Here is a 13,178-nt window from a genome sequence, read left to right as displayed (position 1 = left end):
AAAGATTGATAACAATGGAAAATAACGCAAATAAGACGAGTAGAAGAGGTTTTATAAAGAGCGCAGCAACAGCTGCTGCGGCTTTTATGATCGTCCCTCGCCATGTATTGGGCGGAAATGGCTTTACAGCTCCAAGCGACAAATTACAAGTAGCAGGTATCGGTGTTGGAGGGAAAGGTTTTAGTGACATCAATGCGTTTCATGATTCAGGAAAAGCAGATTTGGCTTTCTTGTGTGATGTGGACGACCGTCGTGCAGCCGGTGCATTAAAACGTTACCCTAAAGCAAAATATTATAAAGACTATCGCGAGATGTTGGATAAGGAGCACAAACGTATTGAAGCTGTTTCTGTTTCGACTCCAGATCATCAACATGCAATTCAGGCGCTTGCCGCTATGCAATTAGGTAAGCACGTGTACGTTCAAAAACCGCTGACACACGATGTTTGGGAAGCCAGAGCATTGACGCATGCCGCTAAGAAATATAAAGTAGTGACCCAAATGGGAAATCAGGGGGCATCGAATGATGGACCACGTTTTGTGCGTGAATGGTACGAAGCTGGTCTTATTGGTGATGTACATACTGTATATTGTTGGACAGACCGTCCGGTATGGCCTTCAGGTATTGCTTGGCCTACAGGTAAAGCTGATATTCCGAAAGAATTGGATTGGGATCTTTGGTTAGGTACTGCACCTTACAAAGAATATGTCGACAAACTGGTGCCTTTCAACTGGCGGGGCTGGTGGGATTATGGTACAGGAGCGTTAGGAGATATGGGCTGTCACTTGTTGGAAGTTCCTTTCAGTACGTTAGGGCTGACATATGTACAAGATGTACAAGCAACTGTAGGTTCTGTATATGTAGACGAATTCAAACGTGGATATTTCCCTGAAAGCTGTCCGCCATCAAGCCACGCGACATTAACATTCCCGAAAACACCGCGTACTAATGGCCCTGTCACGTTACACTGGATGGATGGTGGTATTCAGCCTGCCCGTCCGGATGAATTAGGTCCAAACGAAATTTTTGGTGATGGTGGTAACGGAATCTTACTTGTGGGTACAAAGGGAAAAATCCTTGCTGATACTTATGGACAGAATGCACGTTTATTACCAACTTCAAGAAAAGAGCAAATTGCCCAAAAGTATGCTCGTGTACCGGGACAAGAAAGTGGACACTATGCACAATGGGTAGAAGCTTGTCAGGCTGGATACGGTAAGAAAGAGGTGAGTTCGCCATTTGAAATCGCCGGTCCGTTGACAGAAGCTTTATTGATGGCTAATTTGGCAATTAGAGGAGCTGATTTACGTATCGATGGCAAATATCCTGGACGTAACCTGAAATTGTTGTGGGATAACAATAATATGCGCGTTACAAACTTTGATCATGTCAATCAGTATGTAAAACGTAATTACAGACAAGGTTGGGAAATGAAATATAATTTCTAAAATTAAGATATTTAGTAGTATGAATAGAAGAGAAGCATTACAACGAGTTGCCTTAATTTTAGGAGGTACCGTTATTGGCGCTAATTTATTTTTGGAAGGTTGTACACGTTCGGCAACGAAAGATGTACAAGCATTATTTGAAGCTAAAACGACCGATTTATTAGGCGACCTAGCTGAAGCAATCTTACCAGCTACCGCTACCCCGGGAGCGAAAGAAGCAGGAGTAGGAAGTTTTATTCCTGTCATGGTACGTGATTGTTATACAGAGAAGCAGCAAAAAGCGTTTTTAGATGGTTTGGGCAGTTTGGACGATAAGTCGAAAGAAGTGAAAGGGAAACCATTCCTGGAACTTTCGGCGGAAGATAGAACGGCGGTTGCGGCGGCTTTGGATAAAGAAGCGAACGAGTTTAACAAAAAACAGGCTGAAGATCAGAAAGATATTCGGGAGAAAAATAGAGAGAAACAGAATGAATTGTACAATTATGTGGATAATGATCCACCTCATTGGTTCACCATGTTTAAACAGCTCACGTTGACTGGTTTCTTTAACTCTGAACTGGGCTGTACGAAGGCACTGCGCTATGTGAAGATTCCCGGAAAATTTGATGGTAACCTTCCCTACAAAAAAGGAGACAAAGCATTTGCTTAACAAAGCTTGCAATAGTAAAGATAAAAAGGAGGCCATGGTCTCCTTTTTATTTTGTCTCGATTGCCAGGGCAAAATGGATCCGCTGCTGTTTAGTAACGGTCATGAAATATCCCTGATCGGTAGAATCACCATTGATTTCTACAGTATCATTATAGCGCAGTTCACGAAGATAGTTCATCTCCAGCGATTTGATCTGATTAGTTAACACGAGCTCCATAGGCAACCTGTCCATACACCAGTCGAGATATTTGACATTGTTGGCGTGGTTGACAATATCCAGATCGGAAAGTTTTACGATATATTCATCCCTATTTTTGACCGTGCTGGAAATATCGAGTTTAGAAAACGGCCGCTGAGTAGCCGGACGGTCTGGGTATGTCGCAAAATCTCCAGTCGAAATTGCGAGCGTTTCGGAACTTCTTTTCACCGTATTGATGACAGCCCAGTAACTGCTTGCTGTCACATAGAGCTGCCCATTCACTGTAATTTCAAAATTTCTGGTCGAGCGCGCGCCTTCTAATTCTTGTACCCAGGTCTTCACCTTGACAATATCCATCCATTTGGGTAATCTCGCAATCTCAATTCGTATACGGCTTAGTACCCACGTTTGGTTATGTTTGGCCATTTCTTTAAATCCAAACCCCGCTACATTGGCATGCTCTCCAGCGGTGAGCTGCAAAATATTAGACAAATCGGAGAAGCGGATGCGACCATTGGAGTAGCACTGCGTGAAATTAATTTCCCACTCTCTTTCGAAAACAGAACGTTCCATATAGCATATATTTTCGGCAAAAATAGATAATATGAATGATTTATGCCATCCTCACACTATGAAATGACACTATATTCAGATAACGCGCACTCGCCCCAAGGTGCAAACGTTTTTTTATTGTAAAATAAATGATAGTTTTCTATTATAGTATTGATTTTTATAAGTGGAATTGGTAGATTTAAATAAGCCAATGGCAGAAAGGAATAAAATAAGATTGGCTTTTGCGCGTTATCAATAGTGAACGCAAAGAATATTTTTACACATTAAATGCTCGTATTATGGTTGGACAACTAATAGCTAAAGAGGAAATTCCTCAGTTTAAATTTATCCCGGCGATTGAAGATAAAACAGCTACCTTTATGGATAAATTGAAAGGCGCACTTCGGTTGGGAAATGAGTTTAAATCCAAAACCGAAATTGCCTTTCAGACAGATTCCGGACCAAAGCGTATCGAAACCACTGTGTGGTCTTTAACCGATAGATATATTCAGATTAAGAGTGGCGTTTTAATACCATTAAAGTCTATTATAGCAATTGATTATTAAGCAATAAAACGAGAGGCTCCTAATTTAAGGAGCCTCTCGTTTTATACGATTACATCTTGCCTGTTGGCAAAAAAAGAGTTTATTGTCTTTTCTTCAAAAGGGAGCTTTTGTAAACCGTAATTTTTAGTACGATTCACCGGTCAATTCTTTTAGTCGTATCTCCGAGACTTTAGCATCGTATTGTGCAGTATAACTCCGCGTCATTGCATTGATGTAATTTAACTGCGCTGTTCTTACTTCCAACGTTGTTATGGTACCGATCCGGAATTTATCCATGGTGATGTTTAAATTTTCTTTTGCCAGTTCCTCATTTTTCCGTTCTACATTGGCCAGTTCGATGTTGGTAATGTAGGTTTGAAACAAAGTCCTTACCTGAGCCTGTATATCTTGTTTTTGCTGTTTTATCTGTATTTCAGAACTTTTGATCTGAAATTTGGCGATACGTTCGTTTCTGTTTTGCAAAAAGCCATTGAAGATGTTAAGGGATGCTGATACACCGTAGGTGAGACCTCTATTTTTGTTTTCTGTAGAGAAACCAAGTGAGGAGTGAGATTCGTTCCAATTATACCCACTATTTAAACCAATTTTAGGGTAACGTTCGGCTTTCACTGCCTTTAGGTTGAGTTCGGCGACACGATTGTTGATGATGGCAAGCTGAATTTGAGGATTTTGTTGATCAGCAATTTCGATGAGATTACCCAGTTTAAGATCCGTATCCAGTTTCATTTCATCTTCAACTTCAAAGTCTAGGCTCAAATCTCTAGTCATCAATTGGTTGAGGTAAGTTTTGGTGTTTTTAAAGCTTTCGAGTTGCCTGAGTAGGTTTGTCTGATCGGTATTCAGGTCGACTTTGGCATTCAGCAGATCGAGCTTGGAACCTTTTCCGATCTGTAGGCGATTTTCGGCCAGAGTAACCCGATATTGAGAAAGTGTAATGGTTGTATCTAAAGCGTCAATCAATCGTTTTTGCTGTACAAGATTATAATAGGTGGCCATGACTTCACTGAGTTGTGTAATGACCTCATATCTAATCTCCGCCTCACCCTGACGCTGTATCTCTTTAAATCGATCCCTACGCGCAAACATACCCAATCCGTCAAATATCGTCCAGTTTAAGTTAACGCCATACGACATATTGTCATTTTTAGCATTGGAAACCTGCTGTACTTGTCCATCGGCCCTAACCTGTCGTGAATTCTGAACCGAATTGCTTCTGTTAAATGTGCCGGTTACTGCGGGAAGCATACCAGCGCTTCCCAAACTGGTATTCTCGATATCAATGTTGTTGTCATTTTTAGCCAAAAGAATATTGAAGTTATTGCTCAACGTTGTTTTTAGCGCATCTTCCAAGGTCAATATCTCTTGGGCACGAGCTTGAAACATGATGGAGCAAAGCCATATTAGTAGGGTGAAATTTCTCTTCATGTTTAATTATTCGTAGCTTTTAATGTTATCAAATTCTGGTCTATGCTTTTTTTGTCGTGACCACATATAGTAGATGGCCGGGATGATGAATAAGGTCAGAATAAGCGAAAATATGGTACCCCCGACGATTACTACCCCCATTCCAATTCTGCTGGTCGAAGCAGCACCGAGCGACATCGCAATTGGCAATGCACCGAGTGCGATGGCCAAACTGGTCATTAAAATTGGTCTAAGGCGCGATTCGGCTGCATGCATGATTGCCTCAAATTTTTCCATTCCTTCTTCTCGCATCTGGTTGGCAAATTCGACAATCAGAATACCATTTTTGGTGACGAGGCCGATTAGCATGATTGTCCCAATTTGACTGAATATATTCCAGGTTTGGTCAAATAACCACAAACTGATCAGGGCGCCGGCTACAGCCATCGGTACCGTAAGGATAATGATAAATGGGTCGAGAAAGCTTTCAAATTGAGCCGCTAGGATCAGGTAGATAAGCAACAAAGCAAGGCCGAAGGCAAATAGGGTATTGGAGCTACTCTCAACAAAATCACGCGATTCACCGCTAAGATCGGTCGTAAAGCTCTGATCGAGTACTTTTTCCTTTATACGGTCCATTGCAGCAATGCCGTCGCTCATACTCATACCAGGAGCCAAGCCGGCGGAAACGGTCGCGGACATATAACGGTTGTTATGATAGAGTTGGGGCGGACTGCTTTCTTCTTTCACACTTACAACGTTGTCCAATTGGATGAGCTGCCCCATGTTATTGCGAACATAGATGGAAGAAAGATCCGTTGGAGTCGCCCGACGGTCATTCTCAACCTGGCCAATTACTTGATATTGTTTACCATCGCGCATAAAATAGGCAAATCGTTGACCGCTTAGCAACAGTTGTAAGGATTGAGATACATCCAGTACAGATACGCCAAGGCTCAGCGCTTTTAGACGGTCAATTTCGACATGAAGTTCTGGTTTGTTGAACTTTAGGTTGATATCCGTTGTCGAGAATGTTGGATCACTGTTCACCTCAGTCATAAATTGAGGTATTTTTTCCTGCAGCTTTTCGAAATTCTGCGCCTGAATAATATACTGAACGGGTAATCCGCCTCTTCGGTTCATGGATATCGTTGGCGTCTGTGAAACATTGACGCGAACGGCATCGTATTGTTTGGTCCACTTGGTCAGTTCTTTAGCGATATCGTCCTGCGATTTCTGACGTTCACTTGGGTCAACCAACGTCATCCGGATACGTCCGGAGTTGACCGATGCGGCGCCAAATCCCGGCGAAGTGATGTTAAGACTGATCTTATTCTCCGGGATCGAATCATACACCAGTTTATCAAGTTCCTGCATATAGCGATCCATATATTCATAGGTGGCACCCTCTGGACCTGTTACATTGACAGAAATATTACTTCGGTCATCATAAGGTGCAGTTTCCTTTTTAATGGACGAAAAAAGGATTCCAATAATCACAAAGCAGATGATCAGGATCGGAAAGCTGATCCATTTAAATTTCATGAATTTGTCAAGGGCATTGGCATACCCCTTGTTCATCTTGACAAACATGGGTTCGGTCCAATTATAAAATTTCGTCTTCTTGTGTCCACCACCCTTGATCAAATAGGCATTGAGCATAGGGGTGAGGGTCAGGGAAACAAATGCAGAAACCAGTACGGCCGAAGCGATAACGACTCCAAATTCACGAAATAAACGCCCCACAAAGCCCTGAAGAAATATAACAGGTAAGAATACGGCTGCAAGTGTGATTGAAATCGAGATAACAGCAAAGAAGATTTCCTTCGAGCCCTTCAAAGCAGCCTCTATAGGAGACATACCTTCTTCCACTTTCTTAAATATATTTTCCGTCACTACAATCCCATCGTCGACGACAAGACCTGTCGCGAGTACAATGGCGAGCAACGTCAGTACATTAATCGAAAATCCAAAAATGTACATAATAAAAAAGGTTGCAATCAATGAGACGGGAATATCCAGAAGAGGCCGCAATGCGATACCCCAGTCGCGGAAGAAAAAGTAAATAATCAAGGTAACCAAGATAATTGAAATTAGCAGTGTCTCGGCGACTTCCTCAACAGATTTTTTAATAAATGTGGTGTTGTCAGAAGCAATGTTAAGGATAATATCTTGGGGTAGATCTTCCTTGATCTGATCGAGCATTTTATAAAAATTATTGGCGATATCGAGGTAGTTTGTACCGGGTTGAGGAATAATCGCTATACCAACCAATTGCTTCCCATTGCTGACCATTTTTGTTTCCAGGTTTTCGGCATCTATTTCTGCCCGGCCAATGTCGATGAATTTGACAATACGGCTGCTATCGGATTTCAGAATGATATCATTAAACTCTTCGGGTGTAGAAAGATTTCCTACTGTCTTTACGGTGAGCTCCGTGGTGTTTCCGACAATTTTTCCAGAGGGCAATTCAACGTTTTGGTTATTCAGAGCCGTGCGGATATCAGAAGCCGTAATGCCATACGCAGCCATACGGTCGGGGTTGAGCCATAATCGCATGGCGTAGCGTTTTTGACCATAAATTTGGGTACTGCTGACACCTGGAATCGTCTGTAGTCTTTCCGAGATCACATTTTCTGCGTAGTCGCTCAGCGAAAGTTTATCGCGCGTTTCACTTTGTAGCGTCAACGTGATGATAGGATCGGAATCAGCGTCAGCCTTGGAAACAACGGGTGGGGCATCAATATCCTGAGGTAAACTTCGGATGGCCTGAGAGACCTTATCACGGACATCATTTGCCGCCTCTTCAAGATTTTTTTGCAGACCAAATTCGATGGTAATATTACTGGACCCCTGGTTACTGGAGGAGGATATATTCCGGATACCATCGATCGAATTGATAGCCTTTTCTAAGGGCTCGGTAATCTGAGATTCAATGATATCTGGATTTGCACCCGCATAGTTTGTTCTAACAGAAACAATAGCGGGGTCAATGGAGGGGTATTCGCGGACGCCCAAAAAGCTAAAACCAATGTAGCCAAATAATATAATGGTGATATTGACAACAATAGTTAAAACCGGGCGTTTAATAAAAATAGCAGATAAATTCATGCACAGTTAGTTAGCTAATGATACCTTAACTTTTGATCCATCTTTTAACGACAGGACACCTGTGGTTAGAACGGTGTCACCGGCACTGATCCCAGATAAAATGACAATATCTTTGTCGGTACGTGCGCCTGTTTCAACCTTCACTTCTTTGGCTAGGCCATGCTGTAATACAAACACTTTTTTTCCGTCCTGAACAGGTACGATGGCTTCAGTTGGAATGGATATCGCATCGTTTTCTACCTCGATTGGAACGCTAACGTTAACAAATGATCCTACTTTCAACTTTCCCTGCTCATTACTTGCGCGGGCTCTCACCGTGAGCGTTCTGGTGTTAAGTGATACTTGAGGTTCTATAGCGTAGATGTTTGCTTTCATGACGGTTGGGTCATTAGCAACACTAAACTCGATCGGCATATTCACTTTAACGATACTGCTGTATTTTTCGGGAACTGCGAAGGTGATTTTTACCAAGTTGTCCTTGACCAGATTTGTGATCAGCGTGGTGGGCGAGACAATGGCTCCAACAGAAATATTACGTAATCCAATCATCCCACTAAATGGTGCCCTGATGGTGGTCTTTGATATTTGTGCCTGGATCAACTGGATCTGTGCGGCTGAAGTTTTTAAGGCCGCACTGGCAATATCAAACTCCTCCTGACTGATAGCGCCTTTTTGCAACAGCAATTTGGCCCGGCGTTCATTTTCTGCATTGAGCTGATTGGTCGTTTGGGATTGTCTTAATTGCGCCTGCAGTTCTATATCATCAATCTTGATCAAAGGTTCGCCCTGCCTGACCCGCTGTCCTTCTGCAAAATATATTTTGGTAATTCGACCACTGACTTCACTTCTGACTTCGACCTGCTCTTCTGCATCGATGCTTCCCGAAAGATTGATCGATCTATCGGCGACAGAAGATTTGGCAATGATTGCCTGTGCCGGCACTGGCACATCTTTTTTCTCCTTCGGCTTATCGGTTCCCTCTTTATCTTTTTTAGCAGTAAGCAGAAAGTATCCACCTCCAAAAACAGCGCAGGCCAAAAGAAGGTAAATGATCGATTTTTTATTCATATGGTATAGTATCTTATGTACTTTTTACATTTAACTGGTAAATATAGGTTTATTATAATGCCGATACGGGTTGTCAAAAGGATTTTACAATACACACAAAACTCAGGCAAGAAACTGCACTGTGCGTTTACTGGGAGCGAAGGGAGATAAAAAAAGCTAGAAATTCATTTCTAGCTTTGCGTCTACTATTTTTTTGATTTTGTTTTTTGTTCAATTTCTTTTGGCTCCGCATTATCTACTTTTGGCTTGATTGCTGCTCTTGACAAATGTGGTCTTCTTTTTCCAAAAGAACCATTCGATATTTTTCCTCTTCTGGTTTTGATGTCACCTTTTCCCATAGTGTAAAATATTTTGGTTTTAAAAATTATATATAACCTAAATATAGGGATTTGTTTTTAAAGATTCAACTGTTTTATCTTCAAATAATGGGAAAAATGCGTTTTTGAACATCAATTTTGAAATTTTGGGTAATGGTATCGAAAAATAAATTATTGACTGGTTTATTTTCAGCAACCAAATAGGGGATTTCCAATATGTTATTTTTTAATTTGATACGGTAATAGCCATATAATAATCCTTTGGTCGTCTGAATGGATTCGATTTTCTGCACGGCCTCGATATCCTTAAAAAGGTTAAAGCTATAATTTTCTCCTTTTAATTGTTCAATAAAAACTTCATCAGTTTTGGCATTATACCATATTTGCTGGCTTTTTACCTTACTAAAATGATTGTTGAATAAAAATAGATAACCCAAAAGAAAGATTGCAATTGGAAGTAAGAACAGTACAATTTTTATCTTTATGAAAAGCAATACGACAATCAGCACGAGGATAACCCCCATAATGACATTGGAAATGGTTTTTTTTAGATTCGCCTGAATGACTGCGGGTGAAGCCTCAATCAATTGAAAGCCTGTTTTTAAGTCCTTAGATACATCGGTGGCAAACCCAAAAAAATTAAATTTTTTGCGTATCATCAGATAAGCAATTAGAATGATAAGTCCAATGATCAGAAACCGCATATTGTATACCTAGTATTGTTCGTCTTCGTTTGGGTATTTTACTGCTTTCACCTCAGAGACGTAATTGCTTACTGCGGTGATAATTTGCTCATGCAAGTTAGCAAAATGACGCATAAATTTAGGTTTAAAATCTGCATTAATGCCCAGCATATCGTTAATGACAAGTACCTGCCCATCGCAATCCGGTCCAGCACCGATACCTACCGTAGGAATTGTCAATGTTTCGGTCACTGTCTTGGCCAATTTAGCAGGTATCTTTTCCAAAACAATGGCAAAACAGCCGGCGTCCTGTAAAGCAAGTGCATCTTCGATTAGTTTAGCTGCTTCTTGCTCTTCCTTTGCACGGACACCAAAATTGCCAAATTTGTTGATAGATTGGGGAGTGAGGCCCAGGTGACCGCATACGGGAATGCCTCCGGCAATGATTTTTTTAATGTTTTCTATGATTTCAATACCACCTTCCAGCTTCAGTGCATGTGCACCAGATTCCTTCATCATACGGACGGCTGCGTTATAGGCCGCATTGGCAGATCCCTGATAGGATCCGAACGGTAAGTCTGCCAGTACCATGGCGCGCTGCGTACCCCTTGCAACAGACGCCGCATGGTAAATCATATGATCAAGGGTAATAGGCAAGGTAGTTTCGTATCCAGCAAATACATTGGCGGCAGAATCTCCAATCAAAATAACATCAACACCAGCCTGATCGACCATTTTAGCCATGGAATAATCGTAGCTGGTCAGCATAGAAATCTTTTCCTGACGGTCTTTCATGGCTTGTAGCATGGCGGTGCTAACGCGTTTCATTTCTTTGTTTACAGACATCTTAACTTTTATTTTGTGTCCAAAAGTAAGCTTTTTATCATACATTGACCAATATTCTGCCTGGTGTTTTGTATTTTTGCCAAATGATACAAAATGAGAATCGTCTATTTAAATTTCCCAAATTTTCAGACTTAATCATCCATGAGGATGAAAATTTGATTGTTATCAATAAGCCACCGTTTGTAGCTTCTTTGGATGAGCGCGAGGGTGGAGAGGTTAATATCCTTCGATTGGCGAAAAAATACCATCCGGATGCGCAGGTGTGCCACCGTTTGGATAAAGAGACTTCGGGTATTTTATTAATTGCCAAAAACCCAGAGACGTATCGTACAATTTCGATCGCATTTGAAAAAAGAAGAGTGAATAAGACCTACCATGCGATCATAGGCGGTACGCATACTTTTCAGGATTTGCTGGTTGATTTACCGATCTTGAATCAAGGCAATAAAAATGTATCTATTGACCGTGCCAATGGCAAAGCAGCAGAAACTATTTTCAATTCGATCAAATATTACAAGAATTATACATTAGTAGAGTGTAAGCCCATTACGGGACGGATGCATCAAATCCGTATTCACCTCGCGACACAACATGCAGCAATTGTTGGCGACGATATGTATCGCGGCAAACCGGTCTATTTATCCCAAATCAAAAAACGAGGCTATACGTTGTCGAAAGATGAAGAAGAACAGCCTATCATGAAGCGTTTTGCGCTACATGCCAAACATATCGAATTCGAACTGAATGGAGTTAAAATGGTTTTCGATGCGCCCTATCCAAAGGATTTTGCGACATTATTGAAACTGTTAGATAAGTTTGATTCGTAAATAGCCCAGTTACACATGAATCCGAAGACAAAAAAAATAGTCGGAAACGTTGTATTTGTACTGCTTATTGGCTTGTTGATTTGGCCTACAAGTAGAAGTTATTTTCAGCAAGCCCTAATGAAAATAGGCTTCTTTAAACTAAAATTAGAAGTTCCGCCGGACGCTAGAAAATCTTTTGCGACTTCGCCCAAGATAGGCACTGAGGTATCTTTTATAAACCAGCAAGGCGAGCCTGTAAAAGTGGCTGATCTCAGAGGAAAGGTGATTTTTATCAATTTCTGGGCAACTTGGTGTGCCCCTTGCCGGGCCGAAATGCCCTCGATCAAAAAACTTTATAATACGTATAAGGATAACGCCCATGTCGTGTTTTTGATTGTTGAGGTGGAGGGTGATCGAGCGAAGGCCGAAGCGTTTATTAAGGGAGAGGGTTTGAGCTTACCAGTAAGCTTTCCGAACAGTGATATTCCAAAGGAGTGGCTTTCTGGGCCTATTCCAACAACGCTCATATTGGATAAGGAAGGAAATCTTGCCGCAAGGCATGAAGGACTGGCTGACTATTCCACTCCAGAGGTGACCACATTTATTCAAGATTTAATCAATAAATAATTTTTTAAGATCTCTAAAATAAGCATGACAAGAGCAGAACTTATTCATCAAATAAAAGCGAAACGCTCATTTCTATGTGTCGGACTGGACACAGACCTTGCCAAAATCCCTGATCATCTTTTAGACGATGAGGATCCGATCTATAGCTTTAACAAAGCTATAATAGAAGCAACAGCTGATCTTTGTGTAGCCTACAAACCGAATATAGCATTTTATGAATGTTATGGAATAAAAGGTTGGCAATCGCTTCAAAGAACCTGGGCCGCCTTGCCAAAGGACTGTTTTAGTATTGCTGACGCAAAAAGAGGGGATATCGGTAATACATCCGGGCGTTACGCAATGGCATTTTTTGATGAAAAGGCTTCTGGTCTCGGATTCGATAGTATCACCATTGCCCCGTATATGGGCAAGGACTCGGTAACGCCGTTTTTGGATTTTAAAGACAAATGGGCTATCGTACTTGCTTTGACATCAAATGAGGGTAGCTTAGACTTTCAGAATTTTGAGAATAAAGAAGGGCTGCAATTGTTCGAACAAGTGATTGACAAAGTCAACACCTGGGGCACGCCAGAAAATCTCATGTATGTGGTAGGAGCAACCCGAGGAGAAGGGTTTATCAAAATTAGGGAGCATGCGCCAGATCATTTTTTATTGGTTCCGGGAGTGGGTGCTCAGGGGGGCTCGCTCGAAGATGTTTGTAAATTTGGTATGAACAAAGATTGTGGACTTTTGGTAAACAGCACAAGGGGCATTATCTATGCTTCGAAAGGGACTGATTTCGCTGAAAGAGCACGGCAGGAAGCCTTAATTCTTCAAAAAGAAATGGAAGTAGAGCTGTTAAAAGCGGGTATTATTTCCTGATTTGACATTTAATAATTCATTCGTAATACTTACCTTTGCAG

General features: G+C 41.4%; 13 protein-coding genes. 6 read left to right on the top strand and 7 right to left on the bottom strand.

Going from position 1 to position 13,178, the window contains the following annotated elements; genetic code table 11:
• Positions 1-14: 14 nt before the first annotated feature.
• On the top strand, positions 15-1,448 hold the full coding sequence (locus B3E00_RS04135; protein WP_293884503.1) for a Gfo/Idh/MocA family protein: 1,434 nt from the start codon (positions 15-17) through the stop codon (positions 1,446-1,448).
• 19 nt (positions 1,449-1,467) lie between these two features.
• Positions 1,468-2,097: a gluconate 2-dehydrogenase subunit 3 family protein gene (locus B3E00_RS04130; RefSeq protein ID WP_209581024.1), complete on the top strand. Its 630-nt coding sequence runs from the start codon at positions 1,468-1,470 to the stop codon at positions 2,095-2,097.
• Between the two features lie 46 nt (positions 2,098-2,143).
• On the opposite strand, the gene B3E00_RS04125 is transcribed toward B3E00_RS04130, so the two are convergent.
• Positions 2,144-2,869 carry an acyl-[acyl-carrier-protein] thioesterase gene (locus B3E00_RS04125; protein WP_293937094.1) on the bottom strand — a complete coding sequence of 242 codons (726 nt, stop codon included), beginning with the start codon at positions 2,867-2,869 and terminating at the stop codon, positions 2,144-2,146.
• Between the two features lie 278 nt (positions 2,870-3,147).
• On the opposite strand from B3E00_RS04125, the gene B3E00_RS04120 reads away from it, so the two are divergent.
• Entirely contained in the window at positions 3,148-3,414 is a 267-nt protein-coding gene (locus B3E00_RS04120; protein ID WP_293884505.1) for a hypothetical protein, read from the top strand.
• A 123-nt stretch (positions 3,415-3,537) separates the two neighbouring features.
• Here the strand turns inward: B3E00_RS04120 and B3E00_RS04115 are convergent, their stop codons facing one another.
• From B3E00_RS04115 to panB, 6 genes are all read right to left on the bottom strand, one after another.
• Entirely contained in the window at positions 3,538-4,839 is a 1,302-nt protein-coding gene (locus tag B3E00_RS04115; RefSeq protein ID WP_293884506.1) for a TolC family protein, read from the bottom strand.
• A gap of 6 nt (positions 4,840-4,845) precedes the next feature.
• Positions 4,846-7,929, bottom strand: coding sequence for an efflux RND transporter permease subunit (locus B3E00_RS04110; RefSeq protein ID WP_293884507.1), 3,084 nt, complete (start codon positions 7,927-7,929; stop codon positions 4,846-4,848).
• Between the two features lie 6 nt (positions 7,930-7,935).
• Complete coding sequence (locus B3E00_RS04105) at positions 7,936-8,997, bottom strand: efflux RND transporter periplasmic adaptor subunit (RefSeq protein WP_293937091.1); 1,062 nt, start codon at positions 8,995-8,997, stop codon at positions 7,936-7,938.
• 185 nt (positions 8,998-9,182) lie between these two features.
• Positions 9,183-9,335: a 30S ribosomal protein THX gene (locus tag B3E00_RS04100; protein WP_209581011.1), complete on the bottom strand. Its 153-nt coding sequence runs from the start codon at positions 9,333-9,335 to the stop codon at positions 9,183-9,185.
• 80 nt (positions 9,336-9,415) lie between these two features.
• Positions 9,416-9,973: a hypothetical protein gene (locus tag B3E00_RS04095; protein WP_293884509.1), complete on the bottom strand. Its 558-nt coding sequence runs from the start codon at positions 9,971-9,973 to the stop codon at positions 9,416-9,418.
• Positions 9,974-10,027: 54 nt separating this feature from the next.
• Positions 10,028-10,843 (bottom strand): 3-methyl-2-oxobutanoate hydroxymethyltransferase, encoded by an 816-nt coding sequence (gene panB, locus B3E00_RS04090; RefSeq protein ID WP_293884510.1) that lies wholly within the window; start codon positions 10,841-10,843, stop codon positions 10,028-10,030.
• 83 nt (positions 10,844-10,926) lie between these two features.
• Here panB and B3E00_RS04085 point away from each other — a divergent pair, with 83 nt between their 5' ends.
• The 3 genes from B3E00_RS04085 to pyrF are packed head-to-tail and all read left to right on the top strand — an operon-like array spanning position 10,927 to position 13,137.
• Positions 10,927-11,670 carry an RluA family pseudouridine synthase gene (locus tag B3E00_RS04085; protein ID WP_293884511.1) on the top strand — a complete coding sequence of 248 codons (744 nt, stop codon included), beginning with the start codon at positions 10,927-10,929 and terminating at the stop codon, positions 11,668-11,670.
• A 15-nt stretch (positions 11,671-11,685) separates the two neighbouring features.
• A complete protein-coding gene (locus B3E00_RS04080) occupies positions 11,686-12,276 on the top strand; it encodes a TlpA family protein disulfide reductase (RefSeq protein ID WP_293937088.1) in 591 nt (196 codons plus the stop codon).
• A gap of 24 nt (positions 12,277-12,300) precedes the next feature.
• Complete coding sequence (gene pyrF, locus B3E00_RS04075) at positions 12,301-13,137, top strand: orotidine-5'-phosphate decarboxylase (protein WP_293937086.1); 837 nt, start codon at positions 12,301-12,303, stop codon at positions 13,135-13,137.
• Positions 13,138-13,178: the final 41 nt, after the last annotated feature.

The sequence above is a fragment of the Sphingobacterium sp. UBA5996 genome (assembly GCF_002429765.1).
GTDB lineage: Bacteria > Bacteroidota > Bacteroidia > Sphingobacteriales > Sphingobacteriaceae > Sphingobacterium.
This window is presented reverse-complemented; position numbering and strand designations above follow the sequence as displayed.